This is a genomic window from Vicinamibacteria bacterium (assembly GCA_035570235.1).
Classification (GTDB): Bacteria; Acidobacteriota; Vicinamibacteria; order Fen-336; family Fen-336; genus DATMML01.
The window spans coordinates 110,403-128,320 of the sequence record DATMML010000012.1; the positions used below are offsets into that span (position 1 = coordinate 110,403).

Consider the following 17,918-nt stretch of genomic DNA (forward strand, 5'->3'; position numbering starts at 1 on the left):
AGACCAGTCTTGGTTCAGGTGCTCTTAATGACGACGTTGCCGAGGACGTGTGTGTAGTCCTTGCAGGCGTCGCAGGCCTCCTCCAGCCCGTCGTAGACCTCCTTCCATTTCAAGATCTTGATGGAGTCCCGGCCGCCCGTCTTAAAGAGGTCCGCGATCACTGTTCCGTAGAGGGCGTCCCCCTGGTTTTCAAGCTCCGAGATGCGCACGATGGATTCATGGATTTTTCGTTCGTTGTTTAGGTCCCAGACCATGGTCGTGGCCCGGTCGATCTCGACCGTCATCCCTACGATGATGTCCGCGAACTGGCGGAGGGCCTCCGGGGACTCCTCCAGCTCGAAGAGCACGAGGTATTGGGCCACGCTCTCCAAGTAGTCGAGTATGTCGTCAAGATCTTTGGCCAGGGAGCGGATGTCCTCGCGGTCGAGGGGCGTTATGAACGTGGAGTTCAAGGCCTCAAAGATCTGGCGCGTGGTCTGGTCGCCTTCGTGCTCTAGAGCCTTGAGCTGGACGGTCTTGACGCGGCGCTCCTCCAGACTGGCTGCGTTGGAGATCTCCGAGAAAAGACGGGCCGCCCGCAGCAGGGTCTGAGTGTCCTTGGCGAGGAGTTCGTGAAATCGTTCCTCCTTGGGCATGAACCAGCGGATCACTTGGTCAGCCTTCATGGCACAACCCCTCCTGGCCCCGGAGAACTCTGGAAGCTACGGTGATGATCGGGTAAACGCGGCGGGATGCTACCACGGGGGAGTGTCGATGGGCGGGGTCGGGCTCAGGTCGCGGTGTGCTCCTCACCGGAGGGTACGGTGACCGTGAAACGCGCGCCCTTGCCGGGTGCGCTCTCCACCCTCACCGTGGCTCCCATGCCTTCCGCGAGGTGCTTCACGATGGCTAGGCCGAGGCCGGTCCCCCCCAGCTCGCGGCTGCGGGCTTTGTCAACCCGGTAGAAGCGCTCGAAGATCCGGGGAAGATGCTCGGCCGCGATGCCGGGGCCGTCATCGCGGACCTCCAGAACCGCGCTTCCGTCGGGGCCGGGCGCGCTCGTGACCTCGACTTCCCCCCCTTCGGGTGTGTACTTGACCGCGTTCTCCACTAGGTTCTCGAGGATGCGCCGGAGGCGATCGGCATCGGTCATGATGACGGGGGCGGAATGGTCAACGCGACGGAGCGAGAGTTCCTTGCGCCCGGCCAGGCTCGCGAACGAGGCCACCACGTCCTCCACCACTTCCGCGGGCGCCACTTCCTCCCAGCGCGGGGGCCGTTCCCCGGACTCCAGCCGGGAGAGCTCGAGCAGGTCCTCGACGAGGGCGGCCATCCGGTCGGCGTGGGTCCGGATCTTGCCCAAGAAGCGCTGGGAGGTGGGCGGGTCCAGGGCCGCCCCGTCCTCCAGCGCCTCCACGAAACCGCGGATGGAGGTTAACGGTGTGCGCAGCTCGTGAGAGGCGTTGGCTACGAAGTCGCGGCGCACCTGATCCAAACGCCTGCGCTCGGTGGCGTCGTGGAAGGTGAGGACGGCGCCGTGGGGCGTCCCTTCCGCTCCCGGGAAAGGGACCCCGGTCATGGCGTACACGCGTCGCGGGTGGCGGAACTCCACCTCCACCGCCCGGCGGGCACCCGTGCGCAGCACTCCTTCCAGGATCTCGCCCACCTCCCGCTGCCGCACGACCTCCACATAGTGCCGCCCAACGGGTTCGCGCAGCTCCAACCCCCGACGAAGCGCGTTGTTGGCCAGGATCACGTTGCCTCGATGGTCCACCACCAGCACCCCGTCCTCCATCGCGGAAAGGATGGCGTCCTGTCGGGCCTGATCACGGGCGATCTCAGACAGGCGATCCTGGAGTTGGTCCGCAGAGCGATTGAGGATTTGGGCCAGCTCGCCTAGCTCGTCGTGACGGCGCACCCGAGTGCGGGCCGAGAGATCGCCGGCCGCGAACCGGCGGGCCGCGTCCATGACCTCCTGCAGGGGACCGGCCAGGGAGGAAGAGAGGGCCAAGGACAGAATGGCGGTTATGCCAAACGCCATGAGGAGGGCCAGCCCCACCGCCCGCTGGAGGGCCCCCACTTGGTCGTCGACCGCTTCCAAGGTCAGGGCCACCCGCGACACGCCGACCACCTTTCCTTCATGGTAGACGGGCACCGCGGCGTAGAGCAGGTCCCGGTCCACGGTCGCGCTGTGGCGCATGGATAGGCCCACTCCCGTGGCTAGGGCGGCCTGTACCTCCGGCCGGTACTTGTGGTTCTCGAGCGCGAGCAACTCAGGACCGGAAACCGCGGTGTCCGCGACAACCCGTCCGTCCAGGGCCACGATCGTGACCCTGGCCCGGACCTCGCGTGCCGCCTGGTCCACCAAGGGGTCCAGCTCCTCGGGGGGGGCTCCGCGGGCCAGGCCCTCCTCCACCACCCGCGCCATGAGACGGGCTTCCGCGAGTAGGCTGTCCCGGGCCTGGTCCAAGGCCCGCTGCCTCAAGCCGGGCCCGGCCAAGAGGAGCACGACGAGCAGAGCGGCGCTGGAGGCCGCGAGCGCGGTCACCACCATGCGCCCGCGGAGGGTCTTCATCCCTCTGCCTCCGTGGCCAGGCGGTAGCCCAGCGACTTGACGGTGACGATTGAAGGGGCGAGAGCGGGGATCTTCTCGCGCAGGCGCCGCACGTGCACATCCACCGTCCGTGTCCCCTCTACGTAGGAGTAGCCCCACACGTTCTCCAGCAAAGCTTGCCGAGAGAGGACCCGGCCGTGGGCCTCCAAGAGGGCGACGAGGAGGGCGAACTCCTTGGCCGTGAGGTGGACGGGACGCCCCTCCCAGCGCACGGTGTGGCGCGTGCGGTCCACCTCGAGGGCACCGAGGGTGAGGGGCGCCTCCGCTTCGTCCATCCGCTCCAGGCGCCGGAATAGAGCCCGCACCCGCGCCACTACTTCCTTCGGACTGAAGGGCTTCACCACGTAGTCGTCGGCCCCCATCTCCAGGCCCACGATGCGGTCCGCCTCGTCCCCCCGGGCCGTGAGCATGAGCACCGGGATTCCCCGTGTGCGCTTGTCACGCCGGACCTCGACGCAGAGGGAGAGACCGTCCCAGCCCGGGAGCTGGAGGTCGAGGACGAGCAGCTGGTAGCTCTCGGCCCGGATCCGCTCCAGGGCCCGCTTGCCGTCGTCCGTAGAATCCACCGCCCAGCCGTCGCCCTTCAGGTAGTGGGCCAGCAACTCCACGATGTCGGGATCGTCTTCAACGATCAGGACCCGCCGCATCCGAGATCAAGGATACTCCCGCTCCTGTGACGCCGCCGTGGCGGTTGGCAACGGGAGCGGTCCGTCGTATAAGTCACGGGAACAGCTGAGGGAGGCACCCATGCGCATTGTGGTCACGGGGGGTACCGGTTTCATCGGCGGGGAGGTGGTCGACCGATTGCGGGAGACGCCCGGCGACGAGATCGTGGTCACGAGCCGGGACCCTGAGCGCCGCGATCGCTGGGGCGGCCGGGTCACGATGGTGCAAGCCTTCGCCGGGGACCCCATTTCGCTGGGCCGGGCCTTCACGGGAGCCGAGGTCGTGGTCCATGCCATCCAGTTCCCCAACCATCCGGTGGAGGACCCCGCCCGGGGACGTACCTACCTGGAGGTGGACGGGAAGGGAACCCGGGTGGCAGCCACAGTGGCCAAGAACTTGGGCGTGCGCCGCTTCGTCTACCTATCGGGAGCGGGGGCAGGGCAGGGCCGGCCCCAGCCCTGGTTCCGGGCCAAAGACATGGCGGAGACGGCCATCAAGGAGACAGGGATGGAGTATGCCCTGCTCCGTCCGTCCTGGATTTACGGGCGGGGCGACCGCAGCATGAACCGGTTCTTGTTTTTCTGCCGTTACCTGCCGGTGGTGCCCGTGATCGGGGATGGCAAGACGACCGTCCGCCCCGTCTCCGTGACGGATGTGGCCCGCTGCGTGGCGGATGCGGTCCGGCGGGAGGATGCCAAGGACAAGGCCCTGGAGCTGGGAGGATCCGAGCGCCTCAGCATGGACGAGATCATTCGCACCCTGCAGAAAGTCCTCGGCCGGCGCCGGCCGCTTCTCCATCATCCCGCCCCCCTCATGAAGCTCCTGGTGCGGCCGATGGCCCTGCTTCCCGAACCCATGCTCTCTCCCACCGCCATCGACTTCATCCTCCAGGAGGTCGACTTCGACCCCCGTCCCGCCATGGAGTACTTCGGCTTCGCCTTCCGCCGGTTGGAGGATGGCCTGCGCGAGTACGTCCGCTAGACTCACGGTCAGGTCCCGGCCTGGGTTATGCTGGAGCCTGATGAGTCAGACCTACTTCCAGAAGGGCTTCAACCTGAAGGCGGTGGTGGGGCCAGTCCTGGCCCAGAACTACCACAGCCGCGTCGTGGATCGACTCAAGCAGCTCGACCACGCGGCCCGGGCCGGCAACCTCGTGCTGCGACTGGCCCGGGAGTTCGGGTTCTGCTACGGCGTGGACCGCGCGGTGGAGTACGCCTACGAGACGCGGGAGAAGTTCCCGGAGCGACGGATCTTCCTTTCCGGCGAGATCATCCACAACCCGGACGTGAACCTCCGCATCGAGCGCCTGGGCATCCGCATCCTCCCCGAGAGGGAGGATGCCCCCACCCGCTACGAGGAGGTCCGGGCGGAGGATGTCGTGCTGCTTCCTGCCTTCGGGGTCACGGTGGCGGAGATGGAGCTCTTGCGGGCCCGGGGCTGCGTGCTCGTGGACACCACCTGTGGCAGCGTGCTCAACGTCTGGAAGAACGTTCACCAGTATGCTCGGGACGGCTTCACGGCCGTCATCCACGGCAAGCACTACCACGAGGAGACCAAGGCCACCGCTTCCCAGGCCCTCACTCATCCGGGCGGGCAATACCTCTGCGTGCGGGACCGGGAGGAGGCGGGGGCGGTGTGCGCCTTCATCCGGGGAGAGGAGGGGCGGGAAGAGATGCTCGCGCGGTTCCGGCACGCCGCCAGCCCGGGCTTCGACCCCGACCGCGACCTCGCCCGCATCGGCCTCGCCAACCAGACCACCATGCTTATGAGCGAGAGCCTGGATATACAGGAGATGCTGCGCCTGGCCGTGCGCGACCGCTACGGCGAGGCCGAGCTCGCGGTCCGCTTCCGAGCCTTCGACACCATCTGCTCCGCCACCCAGGACCGCCAGGACGCCGTCCTTCGGATGCTGGGGACGGGGGGCCTCGATCTCATGGTCGTGATCGGGGGCTACAACAGCAGCAACACCCAAGCCCTGGCCAAGATCTGCGCGGAGCGATTGCCCACCTATCACATCAGCGGGCCCGAGGGCGTGCAGGGAGACGGCATCCGCCATCGGCCGGTGGGCTCGAAGCATGATGCGATCAGCTCCGCTTGGCTGCCTGCGGGGGCGGTGACGGTGGGCCTGACCGCGGGGGCCTCGACCCCCAACAACGTCGTGGGCGACGTGGTGGAGCGGATCCTGTCCCTGCGGGGCCACACTGTGGAGGACCTGGAGCGGGCCTGAGCCGCCCCCCCTTCCCCTTACAACTCGCGGTTCAGGACGCGCCGCAGGGTCTCCCGGTCGATGTTGGCTCCCGAGAGCACGAGGCCCACGGCCTTGCCGGCCAGGCTCGGGCGTAGTTTCAGGAGCCCGGCCACCCCCGCCGCTCCCGCCCCCTCTACCAGGCTGTGGGTGCTGCGCAGGATCAGGCGCACCGCCTCCGCGAGTGCGGCCTCGCTCACGGCCACGAAGCCGCTCAGGCCCGCGCGGAGGGCGGCGAACGTGAGGGGGTAGGTGGTGCGGGTGGCTAGGCCGTCGGCAAAGGTCTCCGCCTTTGGCGTCGACATAGGCTTGCCCGCGTGCCAGGAGTCGTGGATGGCGGAGGCGCCCTCCGCTTGCACGGCGTAGACTTGGACCTGCGGGCGGAGGGCCCGGGCCACCGTCATCCCGCCTACCGCCTGCGAGCCCCCCCCCACCGCGAATACCAGGGCCTCCAGGTCGGGCTGCTCCTCCAGCATCTCCAGGGAGACAGTGGCCGCGCCCGCGATCGCGGCGGGGTCGTTTGTGGCGTGCACGATGTGGAGGCCGTTCTGTTCAGAGAGCCGCTCCGCCGTCGCCACCGCCTCGTCGTAGTCCCCGCCCTCCTCCACCAGGCTCGCGCCCAGGCCGCGCAGGGCCTCGTTCTTTTCGGGGTTGTTGCCGTGCGGGACGCACACGGTGACGGGGATCCCCAGCCGGGCCCCCGCCCAGGCCAGGCCCAGGCCGTGGTTCCCCCGGCTCGCCGCGACCACTCCCCGCCGTCGCTCAACCTCCGGGAGCGCGGTGAGGGCCGCCAGCGCGTTGCGCACCTTGAACGCGCCCGTGGGGTTGAAGTTCTCGTGCTTCACGAAGACGCGGATGCCCGCGCCCGCCTCGTGGTCCAGCGAGGGGTAGGAGCGCAGGGGGGTGGGGGTCAAGTGGGGTCGTAGGCGGGCGGCCGCCTCCTTGACGTCGTCGATGCTGATGGGCCAGGGGCTCGTCATGGTCTCCAACCCCGCATGCTAGCCTGGGCCGCCGTCCCGAGTCCACGGCCGCCGGTGATATAGTCGCTGCTTTCGGAGGGACCATGCTGCTGGAAGGAGAGAGGGGCCTCGTCCTCGGCATCGCCAACAAGCGCTCCATCGCCTGGGGCATCGCCCGCGCCGTCGCGCGCGAGGGGGCGCGGCTGGCCGTCACCTATCAGGGGGAGAGGCTGGAAGAGAACGTGCGCGAGCTGGCCGCGGAGCTGAAGGATCCCCTAATCCTCCCCTGCGACGTGAGCCGGGACGAGGACCTCCAGGCCCTGGCCGCCTCTGTGAAGAAGGAGTTCGGCTCCCTGGACTTCGTGGTCCACGCGGTGGCCTACGCCCTGCGCGAAGAGCTGGACGGGGAGTTCCTGAACACCTCCCGGGAGGGTTACCGGGTGGCCCAGGACATCTCGGCTTACTCCTTGACCGCGCTCGCCCGGCACACTGCGCCCCTCATGCCGGAGGGGCGGGGGAGCATCGTGACCCTCACTTACCTGGGGGGGGAACGGGTAGTGCCCCACTACAACGTGATGGGGGTGGCGAAGGCCGCCCTCGAGATGTCCGTCCGCTACCTCGCTGCCGACCTGGGCCCCCGCGGCATCCGGGTCAACGCCCTCTCCGCCGGTCCCATCAAGACCCTGGCCGCGTCCGGCGTCCATGGCATCTCCAAGATGCTCGAGTATCACCGCACCCACGCCCCCCTCCGCCGAAACACCGAGCAGGAGGAGGTGGGGGACGCGGCCCTCTTCCTGGTCTCACGCCTCTCGCGCGGCATCACGGGCGAGGTCATCCACGTGGACGGCGGCTTCCACGTCATGGGTATGTCCGCGCTCTGAAGTCCCGGCCTTCGCGGCCTCCGTGGTACTCTGACTTCGGACCCGTGCGATCCCTCTTCATCATCCCCGCCCTGGTCGCCTCGCTGGTTCCCGTCGTTTGCGCGGTCGCGGCCGAGCCCACCGACCCGCAGATCGGGCCCGCCCCGAAGAAGGCCAAGCCCAAGCGGCCGCCGCCCGAGCCCGGCGAGGGTCTCCCCCCCGGCGAGTTCCGCCTGCGCGCGGACACCCAAGAGGAGGTCTCCAAGGGGCACTACCAGGCCCGCGGCTTCGTGGACCTCCGCACCAGCGACGCGCGCCTCCAGGCCGATCGCCTCGACCTCTACGAGACAGAGAACGCCGACGGCACCAAGAGCCGGCGGGCGGTCGCGGAGGGGAACGTGGTCTTCATGCGGGGAGAAGAACGCATCGCGGGGGACCGCCTGGAGATGGATATGGACTCGGGGGAGGGGACGTTCGAGAACGCCCTCGGGTTCGTCGAGCCGGGAGTCTTCGTGGAGGGACGGAAGATCTTTCGCCTGGACGCCAAGACCTACCGGGTGGAGGATGGAAAGTTCACCTCCTGCGCCCAGCCCAATCCGCGCTGGATGTTCTCCGCCTCCTCCGCCCGCATCGAGGTGAACGACAAGATCGTGGCCACCAACGCGATCTTCAGGGTGAAGTCCTTCCCCGCCTTCTACCTGCCCGTCATCGTCTATCCCATCCGCCAGGACCAGCGATCGACCGGCTTCCTCCTCCCCCACTTCGGATACTCCACCTTTCGCGGCTTCAACGTGGGGGACGGCTTCTTCTGGGCCATGGGTCGCAGCGCCGACCAGACCTTCTCTTTCGACAACTACTCGAGCTACGGGAAGGGCTTCGGCCATGAGTTCCGCTACCTGGAGGACGCCCCCTCCCGGGGCACCCTCCATTCCTACTTCTTCCTTCCCCAGGGAAGCACGCAGTGGGACTACAACCTCGACTGGAACGCCCTGCAAATGCTCCCCGGGAAGTTCCAGGCCACCCTTTCTCTCCAGGTCTACAGCAGCCAGGCGTTCCAGGAGCAATCTCAGGACAACTTCAACCTGGCCACCTCCCGCAGCACGCACCGCGCCCTCACCCTGCAGCGGAACTTCGGCTCCACGGTGTTCCTGGTCTCCGCGGACACCACCGACACCTTCTTCGGCGACACCGCGGTCGTGAACCGCCACCTGCCCGGGATCAGCCTGCGCCGCCTCCCCCAGCAGATCGGCGGCGGCTTCATCTTCGGGTACGAGGCCCGTGCGGACGGGCTGGGCTACGGCAACGACCAGACGGTGGACAGCTACTTCCGTTTCGACCTCGCCCCCGAGGTCTCCCGCCCTCTTTCCCTGAGCTTCCTCCAGGTCACGCCCACCGCCCGCTTCCGCTTCACCCGCTATTCCGCCACCCTCGCCTCCTCCGATAGCACCGGAACCGGCCCCACCGCCATCACCGGCCCCGCCCGCGACCGGCCCCTATTCGAGGGCACGGTGGACCTGCGGGGGCCCACCTTCTCGCGGGTCTTCGGCGATGTCTCCGACCCCGGGCGTTTCAAACACGTGATCGGACCGGAGATCACCTGGACCTACCGGACCCCCGTCACCGACTTCAACTCGATTCCAAAGTTCGACGGCGCCGACTATCTCCTCGGCACTGACCAGATCACCTACGCGCTGGTTCAACGCATCCTGACCAAGCGCCCGGGCCCCACGGGCAAGCTCGTGTCCAACGAGTTCTTCTCCTGGCGGCTCGCCCAAACCTACTATGTACAGATCGCGGAGGGGCAGAACAACTTCGACCCCAACTACTCCTCCTCCGCCTTCGGGCCGGGCTTCCAGCCCGAGCACCTCTCCCCCTTGCTCTCCCGCATGCGCATCCGTCCGAACCCCAACCTCTCCGGAGACTTCAACCTGGAATACGACGTGAACTTCAAGCAGCTTCGGACCATCGGGCTCACGAGCTCCGTCGGCGGTGCGTGGGGGAACCTCCAGGCCGGCTGGTCCCGCTCGGTGCGGTTGTCGGATAACCCCGCGGACCGGGTGGTGGCCGCAGACTGGCTGCGCGGCGGGATCCACCTCGAGCCGGTGGCCCGCATCGGGGTGGACGCCTCCGCCAACTACGACCTGGTCCAGAACGTCTGGGTGCAGCTCTTGGGCCGCGTGCGGTACGAGGTCCAGTGCTGCGGTTTCGTGGCCGAGTACCTCAAGTACAACTACAACTCGCGCGTCGACAGCCAGTTCCGCTTCCAGATCGAGCTCGCCAACGTGGGCTCCATCGGAAATTTCAACGGCGACGACGTGGCGGCGCGGCGGGCGGGTCTGGCGGGATACCGTTGAAGCTCCTCGTCACCGGGGTGGCCGGCTTCGTCGGCGGGCACCTCGTGCGCTTCCTCCGGGAGGAGCAGCCGGGGGTCGAGGTCTTCGGGCTCGTGCGTCCCCACGGGAGCGCCCCCCCCGCCCTGGCCGGCCTCCACATCGTGGAGGCCGACCTCAACGACCCCTCCTCCGTGGAGGCGGCCCTGGACACCGTGCACCCCGACCGCATCGTCCACCTGGCCGGGCAGTCGAGCGTGCACCAGTCTTGGCTGGACCCCGGAGGGACGCTGCGCACGAACGTGCTCGGCCTCGTTCACCTGCTGGACGCGGTGCGGGGGCGCGGCCTGCGGCCGGCGGTACTGGTGGTAGGGAGCGCGGAGGAGTACGGGATGGTGGCGGACAGCGAGCTTCCCGTCAACGAGGAGGCGCCCCTGAGGCCGCGCTCCCCCTACGCGGTGAGCAAGGTGGCCCAGGGCTTCCTCGCCCTGCAGTACGGCCCCGCGGGCGGGATGAGGATCGTGCGTACCCGGACCTTCCCCCACACCGGCCCCGGGCGGGGGGAGACCTTCGCCGAGAGCTCCTTCGCGCGGCAGATTGTGGAGATCGAAACGGGGCGCCGCCCCCCCGTGCTTCACACCGGGAACCTGGAGGCGGTGCGGGACTACACGGACGTCCGGGACGTGGTGCGCGCCTATTGGGCCCTGCTTGAGCGGGGGGAGGCGGGCGGGGTCTACAACGTCTGCAGCGGAAGGGGCCGACGCATCCGGGAGCTGGTGGACGCCCTGGTCGCGGCTGCGGGGACTAAGGTGGAGGTGGCGGTGGATGTCGAGCGCCTGCGCCCCGCGGACGTGCCCGCCCAGGTGGGGGATCCGCGCCGGCTTCGCGAGGCCACGGGCTGGGAGCCGCGCGTGCCGCTGGAGCAGACCCTGCGCGACCTCCTCCAGGACTGGCGGGAGCGCTTGGGGTCGGAAGCCCGGGCTCCCTTGGGCGGGCGGTGAAGATCCTCCTCACCGGGGGCACCGGCTTCCTGGGCAAGAACGTGGCCCGGCGCCTGGCCGCCCATGGTCATACGCTTCGCGTCCTGGTCCGCGAGGGCAGCAACCTCGACGGCCTACCCCCCGGGGCGGAGACCGTGCGGGGAGATGTGACGCAGGGGGACTCGCTCCGGCGTGCGGCCGCGGGGTGCGAGGCGGTCGTGCATCTGGCCGCCCTCGTCAAGAGCTGGGTGCCGGACCCCGCGCGTTTCGAGGCCGTGAACGTGGGTGGCCTCAAAAACGCCCTGGGCGCGGCCCGGGAAGCCGGGGCGCGCCTCGTCTACACCTCCTCCTTCATCGCCGTGGGCCCGGCGGGGCCCCTTCCCGCGGACGAGACCCGGGTGCATCCGGGTGGGGTCTTCCGGAACGCCTACGAACGGACGAAGGCCCAGGCCGACGGCGTGGCGCGGGAGGCGGCGGCGGGGGGGGAGGACGTGGTCATGCTCTACCCGGGGGTGGTCTACGGCCCGGGAGAGATGACGGATGGGAATCTGGTGGCGAAGATGGTGGCCGATCACCTCCGGGGACGGTTTCCCGGGCTCATCGGTCCCGGAGACCGCCTCTGGTCCTATGCCTTCGTGGAGGATGTGGCGGAGGGGCACGCCCTCGCCCTGGAGCACGCTGGTCGGGGCGAGCGCTACTTCCTCGGGGGGGACAACGTCTCCATGAACGGCTTTTTTGCACTCCTCCAGGAGGTGGCCGGCGTGCCCCCCCCCCGCCGCCACATCCCCTACGGCGTGGCCTCCCTGCTCGGCCGCGGGCTCGTGCTCTGGGCGGAGGTGACCGGCCACCCCCCGCTTCTGACCCACGAGGTCGTGAACGTGTTCCGCGAGCACTGGGCCTACTCGAGCACAAAGGCGGAGCGCGAGCTGGGCTACCGGCTCACGCCCCTCCGCGAGGGCCTGCGGCGGACGGTGGACTGGCTGCGGACCCAAGGGATCGCCTGAGCGTGGCCGTTCCCCGGAGCGAGCTCGGCCGCAAGGTGATCCACATCGGGTGCGTGGGGTTCGCCTTCCTCCTTCGGGACATGACCCCCGGGGAAGCGGCCCTGATGGCGGTGGCAGCCTTCCTCTTCAACTGGCAGGTGCTGCCCCGCATCGGCGGGAAGAGCCTCTGGCGGGATGCGGACCGCGAACGCGGTTACCCGGGGGGCATCCTTCTTTATCCGCTCGCGGTTCTGGGTCTCATCCTCTGGTTCTGGCATTCCCTCCCCCTCGCCGCCGCCGCCTGGGGCATCCTGGCCTTGGGCGACGGCATGGCCTCTCTGGTCGGCCAGGCCCTGGGCGGACCGCGCCTGCCTTGGAACCCCGCGAAGGGATGGGCGGGCTCCTTCGCCTTCGTAGTCTTCGGCACCCTGGCCGCGGCCGTGCTCCTGGCTTGGACGGCCCGCCTTCCCCTGGACCTCCACGCCTGGCACGCGGGGCGGACGCTTGGGGTGAGCCTCGCCGCCGCCCTTTTGTGCGCTCTCGTGGAGTCCGTGCCCACGACCCTCGACGACAACCTGACCGTGCCCCTGGCCGCGGCTCTCGCCCTTCCCCTCTTCGCCACCGCGGACCCCTCCCTGCTTCTGGGCGACCCCGACCTGCTGCCCCGTGCCCTCCTCGGCCTTGGCCTGAACGGAGCCTTGGCCCTCGTCTCCTTCTGGGCGCGCGCCATCGACATCCCTGGGGCCGTGTCGGGGCTCGTGATCGGAACCACCATCACCACCGCGCTGGGCCTGCCCTTCTTGGCCTTGTTGGTGGTCTTCTTCCTCCTGGGGAGCGCGGCCACCCGCCTGGGCTACGCGCGCAAGGCGGGGCGGGGGATCGCGCAGGAGCGGGGCGGGGTGCGGGGCTGGCGGCACGCCTGGGCCAACGGGGGGGTCCCCGCGTTTCTGGCCCTCATGGCCGGGCTCGCCCCGGGGGGTCTGCGCGACCTGCTCATCCTGGCCTACGCCGCCGCCGTGGCCACCGCCGCCGCCGACACCTGCTCATCCGAGGTGGGCAAGGCCTACGGCCGGCGCACGTTCCTTATGACGACCCTTCGCCCGGTGCCCCCCGGCACGGAGGGGGCGGTGAGCATGGAGGGGACGCTGGGTGGGTTGGGGGGGGCCATGATCGTGGCCGGGGTGGGGGTGGCCCTGGGCCTCTACGGCTGGGCCTCCGCTGGTCTCGTGTGCCTGGCAGGCGCGCTTGGGAACCTCGCCGAGAGCCTGATCGGCTCCGCGGGCGTGCGCCGGGGCTGGATGGGGAACGATCTCCTGAACGCCGTCAACACCGCGATCGGAGCGGGCCTGGCCGTTCTCTTCGTGGCCGCCGCGTCCTGGGCAAAGCTCTAAGCGGGGCCTCGATGAGCAAGGTCAAGGCCTACCTCGACCTCGCCCGCCCCTTCACCCTCCTGCCCCCGGCCCTGGGTGTCCTGAGCGGGGCGGTGACGGCCTGGGGCGCGGGCGGGACTCGGCCCCCTCTCACCCTCTCCCTGATACAGCCCGTCCTCTACGGCACCCTCATGGCCGCGGTCCTCAACACGGCCAGCAACGCCATCAACCAGATCTACGACCTCAACATCGACCGGGTGAACAAGCCGAAGCGGCCGCTGCCCAGCGGCACCCTCACCACGAGCGAAGCCTGGGGCCTGACCCTCGCCTCCTTCGCGGTGGCCTGGGTGCTGGCCTGGCTCGCCGCTCCGCAAGGGCGCCACGAGTGCTTCTACATCGTTCTCTTCACGAGCGTCCTGGTCTGGGCTTATTCCGCTCCCCCCCTGAGGACCAAGCGCCACGGGGTCTGGGCCAACGTCACCATTGCGATTCCGCGGGGGTTGCTCCTCAAAGTGGCGGGCTGGTCCACGGTGAAGACCATCCTAGGCGTGGAGCCGTGGTACATCGGGGCCATCTTCGGCCTCTTCGTCCTGGGCGCTTCCTCCACCAAAGACTTTGCGGACATCGAAGGGGACCGGGCGGACGGCTGCCAGACCCTCCCCATCCTCTACGGGGTGAAGAAGGCGGCCTGGATGATCACGCCGTTCTTCGTCTTTCCCTTCCTGCTCATTCCCATCGGGGTGTGGCGGGGGATCCTCACCGGGGACCCGTCGCTCCTCCTGATCCTGGGCCCCGCCCTCGTCGGCTACGGGATCTACACGAGCTACTTGCTGGTGCGCAAGCCGGAGGAGCTCGCCTTCACCGAGAACCACCCGTCCTGGACGCACATGTATCTAATGATGATGGTGGCCCAGCTGGGGTTCGCCTTGGCTTATATTTTCTAGCCGCCCTCGCTGCAGGGGAGGGCGCGAGACAGGGGGGCCGCTGGTGTCCATAACGTATGGACTGGACCAAAGCTGGTACGGCGAACGGGATCGGCTCCGATCCCTATCCGTGCTCTTCGACCCGACCACCCTGGAGTTCTGCGGGCGCTCCGGGCTGCGCGAAGGCGCGCACGTGCTGGAACTCGGCGCAGGTGCCGGCAGCGTTGCCGAAGCAATGGCGGACCGAGTTGGGTCTAGCGGCCGCGTCGTGGCCGTCGACCGCGACACCCGGTTCCTCAGAGACCTCGCCGACCGCGTCGAGGTGCGGGAGATGGACTTGCTGCGCGAGCCGCTGCCCTCCGGTCCCTTCGATCTCGTCCACGCCCGGCTGCTCCTCGGACACCTCGGTGATCCCCTGCCCGTGCTCAAGCGATGGGTCGGAGTGCTGAGGCCTGGCAGCTGGCTCGTCGTGGAGGATCTCGATACCGCCGGTTGCGACGAGTCGATCCCTCCGGCCGCGGGCTTTTCGGTTGTGGCCAGAGCGCTGTTCGACGAGCTGGCCCGCCGTGGCTTCGATCAGCGCCTCGGCCTTCGCTTGCCCGCGCTGCTCTCCGACGCGGGGCTCGAGGCCGTTGAGGCAATCACCATTCGGCCGCGGAAGCGAGGGGATGTCGCGAACGGCCTGCCCGCCTGGGATCTCTTCGGCGCCCAGGTGGCGCCGGCGCTCCTTGCCGGGGGGCGAGTCACGCCGGAGGAGCATGCCGAGTTCACGCGGGTCACGCACGATCCCGCTACGTGGCTCGGAATGCCTGCGCTCACGACCGCGCGCGGTCGGCGACCGACCGTGGCTTCGTCGTAAACCCTTCCCCAGGGGCGAGGAACGGGTCGCTAGCGCTTCTTCTCGGGCTTCGCGGGTGGGGGGGCGGCAAAGAGGCTCCGGAGCATCTCCTCGTCGAGAGGTGTGGTCTCCGCCGCCGGCTCGGCGGGGAGGCCCGCACGAGCCTGCGCCTCTCGCTCCGTGCGCTCGATGATCTCTTCCAAAGAGCGCTCGGAGTCCAGCTCCGGCGCCTGCAGGGGGGTGGCCTCGGGGGCCGCGATCTCCGCCTCCCCGATGAGGGCGCCCGCGGGTGTTTCCGCCTCGGTCGCCGCGCCTCCATATTCCCCCACTATCACCCGCGAGACCCGGGCGACCTTGCCGTTCAGGCGGTAGCCGCGCAAGAGCTCCTTCACCACCAGGTGATGGTGCTCGGGCTCGGTCACCTTGCGGGTCTCGACCGCCTCGCTGTAGTTGGGGTCGTAGGGGAGGCCGATCACGGGGATGCGCTCCAGGCCCTCGTCCTGCAGCGTCTGCAGAAGCTCGGTCCGGACCAGGATGAGCCCCTCGATGAGGGGGTTCCCGGCGTAGGTCTGCTCTGCGGCCGCTAGCGCGCGGTCCATGTTGTCGAGGATGTTGATGAACTTCAGCAGCAGGCGCTCGCGCCGCTGGTCGAAGCGCCGCTCGAGGTTTCGGGTGATCCGGTCCCGGTACCCCTCATTGTCGGTCTTGACCTGGCGGTAGGCGGCCAGGACCTCGGCCAGACGGTCTTCGGCCAGCTTGGCCCGGCGAAAGTAAGCCTGGACCGCCTCCGGATCGGCGGACAATTCCTCGGCGGGGGCCAGGTGCCCGGCCTTGCCTCCCGACACCCCGACGGACGGCTCAACGGCGGGGGAGCCCAGTACGGCTCGCTCTCCCTCCTGCCCCTCCGCGGGCCCGTCGGCGGGATCGTCGTCGGTCACGGGGCCTCCAGGCGAAGCTTTTCCGAGTTTCTCACTGCGATTATAGCGTTCGTCGGTGCCGCTGGCCACCGCCTGTACTCGTTCACATGACTCGTGACACCCCGGCTGGCCTTCTTGGCCAGCCGGGGTGGCCTGCATCCGGACACGTTTTCTTAGGTGTCACGGATCATTGAGCGAGCACACGGAAGGACCCGCCGTTCACCCTGGACGGCCTCGGCCTCCGGCCAGGAGGACGGTGAGGTCTACCACGTTGGTACCGGTAGGGCCGGTGCGAATCAGGCCCCCTAGCGGGCCCAGGAAGTTTCGCGAGTCGTTCTCGGCCAGGAAGTGGGCGGGCGGGGCCAGGCCCAGGGCCCGGGCTTTTTTTTGGGTCTCCCGGTCCACCACCCCTCCGGCGGCATCGCTGGCCCCGTCGATGCCGTCCGTGGCCATGCTGGCCAGGACGGAGGGAACGGGAAAACCGGCCAACGGGTCGACCGCGGCCACCGCCAGCTCCTGATTGCGGCCGCCGTGGCCGTTCCCGCGGACGGTCACCGTGGTCTCGCCGCCGGCCAGCAGGCAGACGGGCGGACGGGCGGGCCGGCCCGCCTCGACGCATTCCCGCAGGATCGCGACCAGGACGCGCGCCACCTCCCGGGCTTCCCCCTCCAGACGCGTGGTGAGAACGAGGGAATGGAGTTCCTGGCGCCGCGCCTCTCGGGCTGCAGCCTCGACCGTAAGGCGGTTGCTCCCCACGATAAGGGTCGAAACCCGCCGGAAGAGGGCGTCTCCCGGCTTGGGCGTCTCGGGCGCCTCCCCCCGCAGACCGGCCTCCAGGCGGGCCCGCACCGGAGGGGGAACGTCGGTGAGCAGCCCCCGCTCCGACAGCACGGCGAGGGCGTCGGCGTAGGTGGTGGGATCGGGGGCCACCGGACCGGAGCCGATGGTGGACAGATCGTCGCCCACCACGTCGGACAGCACGAGCGCGACCACCCGTGCCGGAGCGGCCGCGCCGGCCAGGCCGCCCCCCTTCAGGCGGGAAAGGTGTTTGCGGACCGCGTTCAGCTCCTGGATCGTGGCCCCCGTCCGGAGGAGGAGGGCGGTGGTTTTGGCCTTATCGGCGAGCGAGACCCCCGCGCACGGGGCGGGGAGCAGCGCGGAGGCGCCCCCCGAGAGAAGGAGGAGAAGCAGGTCGCCCTCTCCGAGGTCGTGGGCGAGGGCCTCCACCGCCCGCGCCGCCTCCTCCCCCCGCTCGTCGGGGACGGGATGCCCAGCCACGATGAGTCGAGTACGGGCGAGGGGTCGCGCAGGAGGAGCGGTGTCCACGGCCAGGCCCTCGGCGAGGTGGTCGCCGAGAACCGTCTCCGCCGCCCGGGACATGGTCGCGGCCGCCTTTCCGGCGGCGATGAGGACGACCCTCCCCCGGCCGAGGCGGTAGCGCTGGCCGGCCGCCAGGAGGAACCCCCCCTGCCGGCGGAGATGGGCGCGCACGAGGCGGTCGGGGTCGGCGGCGCGGAGACCCGCGGCCAGGATGTCCGCGGCCGCGCGCCGCAGCCGCGCGTGGTCCCAGGGGAGCCGGCTAGGCAGTTCAGTGACCCCGGCGCGGGTCCAGCTCGCTCAGGCGGGTCAGGGCTTCGAAGTTTCGGAGGAGGTTTTCGGCGACGGCGGAGAACCGCTCACGCTCACAGATCAGGTCGAGGTCGCTCAGCAGCTTCCGGCAGGTGCGGTTGACCGCGGGGTTGCATTCGCTGAGGATCCCCGACGACTGCAGGTGCTCCAGGTGCCTCTGGAATTCTTCGCGGTAGAAATTCGACAAGGCCTGTCGCTTGTCAGGGTCCAAAAGGCCTCCCGTCCCTCCGCTGTCGTTCTTTTGACGATAGACCAGCTCGTGAAAGGATGTCAAGGCGGGCGCGACCTAGGAGAGGGCGAGGTGGGCCTCGGCGTTCAGGTCCCAGCCCCCCCGCCGCCCCTGGCGGAAGTTGACCGCCCCCGCCGCCCCGATCATGGCCGCGTTGTCGGTGGAGAGGTCGGGAGGGGGGACGAAGAAGGGCAGCCCGAGCTCTTCCGCGGTCCGGGCCGCCTCCCGACGCAGGAGGGTGTTGGCGGCCACACCCCCCGTGAGAAGGAGGCTGCGCGGCCGGTGGGCTTCCACCGCCCGCTCCAGGCCCTTGAGGAGGGCGGTAACCACCGCGCGCTGGAAGGAGGCCACGAGGTCGCGGATCGAGGCCGGCACGCGCCCGGGATCGGCCACGGG

The 17,918-nt window shown here is 69.4% G+C and carries 17 protein-coding genes; 9 read left to right on the top strand and 8 right to left on the bottom strand.

Annotated elements, in window-relative coordinates:
* Positions 1-14: 14 nt before the first annotated feature.
* The 3 genes from VN461_01940 to VN461_01950 all read right to left on the bottom strand — a co-directional run bounded on the left by VN461_01940 (position 15) and on the right by VN461_01950 (position 3,240).
* Positions 15-665, bottom strand: coding sequence for a DUF47 family protein (locus VN461_01940; GenBank protein ID HXB53510.1), 651 nt, complete (start codon positions 663-665; stop codon positions 15-17).
* 104 nt (positions 666-769) lie between these two features.
* Positions 770-2,554, bottom strand: coding sequence for an ATP-binding protein (locus VN461_01945; GenBank protein HXB53511.1), 1,785 nt, complete (start codon positions 2,552-2,554; stop codon positions 770-772).
* A complete protein-coding gene (locus VN461_01950) occupies positions 2,551-3,240 on the bottom strand; it encodes a response regulator transcription factor (protein HXB53512.1) in 690 nt (229 codons plus the stop codon). The genes VN461_01945 and VN461_01950 overlap by 4 nt, the downstream gene beginning before the upstream one ends.
* A gap of 100 nt (positions 3,241-3,340) precedes the next feature.
* Here VN461_01950 and VN461_01955 point away from each other — a divergent pair, with 100 nt between their 5' ends.
* Positions 3,341-4,240, top strand: coding sequence for an NAD(P)H-binding protein (locus VN461_01955; GenBank protein ID HXB53513.1), 900 nt, complete (start codon positions 3,341-3,343; stop codon positions 4,238-4,240).
* A gap of 40 nt (positions 4,241-4,280) precedes the next feature.
* On the top strand, positions 4,281-5,486 hold the full coding sequence (locus VN461_01960) for a 4-hydroxy-3-methylbut-2-enyl diphosphate reductase (protein HXB53514.1): 1,206 nt from the start codon (positions 4,281-4,283) through the stop codon (positions 5,484-5,486).
* Between the two features lie 17 nt (positions 5,487-5,503).
* Here VN461_01960 and VN461_01965 read toward each other — a convergent pair whose 3' ends face one another.
* Positions 5,504-6,484 carry a threonine/serine dehydratase gene (locus VN461_01965; protein ID HXB53515.1) on the bottom strand — a complete coding sequence of 327 codons (981 nt, stop codon included), beginning with the start codon at positions 6,482-6,484 and terminating at the stop codon, positions 5,504-5,506.
* Between the two features lie 83 nt (positions 6,485-6,567).
* On the opposite strand from VN461_01965, the gene VN461_01970 reads away from it, so the two are divergent.
* The 7 genes from VN461_01970 to VN461_02000 are packed head-to-tail and all read left to right on the top strand — an operon-like array spanning position 6,568 to position 14,768.
* The gene (locus tag VN461_01970) at positions 6,568-7,344 is read left to right on the top strand and encodes an enoyl-ACP reductase (protein HXB53516.1); all 777 of its coding nucleotides are present in this window, start codon (positions 6,568-6,570) and stop codon (positions 7,342-7,344) included.
* A 44-nt stretch (positions 7,345-7,388) separates the two neighbouring features.
* Positions 7,389-9,677, top strand: coding sequence for an LPS assembly protein LptD (lptD, locus tag VN461_01975; GenBank protein ID HXB53517.1), 2,289 nt, complete (start codon positions 7,389-7,391; stop codon positions 9,675-9,677).
* Positions 9,674-10,654: a GDP-mannose 4,6-dehydratase gene (locus VN461_01980; protein HXB53518.1), complete on the top strand. Its 981-nt coding sequence runs from the start codon at positions 9,674-9,676 to the stop codon at positions 10,652-10,654. Before lptD ends, VN461_01980 begins: the two co-directional genes overlap by 4 nt.
* Complete coding sequence (locus VN461_01985) at positions 10,651-11,637, top strand: SDR family oxidoreductase (GenBank protein ID HXB53519.1); 987 nt, start codon at positions 10,651-10,653, stop codon at positions 11,635-11,637. Before VN461_01980 ends, VN461_01985 begins: the two co-directional genes overlap by 4 nt.
* A 2-nt stretch (positions 11,638-11,639) precedes the next feature.
* On the top strand, positions 11,640-13,007 hold the full coding sequence (locus tag VN461_01990; protein ID HXB53520.1) for a DUF92 domain-containing protein: 1,368 nt from the start codon (positions 11,640-11,642) through the stop codon (positions 13,005-13,007).
* An 11-nt stretch (positions 13,008-13,018) separates the two neighbouring features.
* On the top strand, positions 13,019-13,930 hold the full coding sequence (locus tag VN461_01995; GenBank protein HXB53521.1) for a UbiA family prenyltransferase: 912 nt from the start codon (positions 13,019-13,021) through the stop codon (positions 13,928-13,930).
* A gap of 43 nt (positions 13,931-13,973) precedes the next feature.
* Positions 13,974-14,768, top strand: coding sequence for a methyltransferase domain-containing protein (locus tag VN461_02000; protein HXB53522.1), 795 nt, complete (start codon positions 13,974-13,976; stop codon positions 14,766-14,768).
* A 29-nt stretch (positions 14,769-14,797) separates the two neighbouring features.
* On the opposite strand, the gene VN461_02005 is transcribed toward VN461_02000, so the two are convergent.
* The 4 genes from VN461_02005 to VN461_02020 all read right to left on the bottom strand — a co-directional run.
* Positions 14,798-15,685: a nucleotide exchange factor GrpE gene (locus VN461_02005; protein ID HXB53523.1), complete on the bottom strand. Its 888-nt coding sequence runs from the start codon at positions 15,683-15,685 to the stop codon at positions 14,798-14,800.
* Between the two features lie 198 nt (positions 15,686-15,883).
* The gene (locus VN461_02010) at positions 15,884-17,251 is read right to left on the bottom strand and encodes a DUF4147 domain-containing protein (GenBank protein HXB53524.1); all 1,368 of its coding nucleotides are present in this window, start codon (positions 17,249-17,251) and stop codon (positions 15,884-15,886) included.
* A 1-nt stretch (position 17,252) separates the two neighbouring features.
* Positions 17,253-17,504: a hypothetical protein gene (locus tag VN461_02015; GenBank protein HXB53525.1), complete on the bottom strand. Its 252-nt coding sequence runs from the start codon at positions 17,502-17,504 to the stop codon at positions 17,253-17,255.
* A 75-nt stretch (positions 17,505-17,579) separates the two neighbouring features.
* On the bottom strand, positions 17,580-17,918 hold a 339-nt coding region (locus VN461_02020), incomplete at its 5' end, for a tRNA (adenosine(37)-N6)-threonylcarbamoyltransferase complex transferase subunit TsaD (GenBank protein ID HXB53526.1).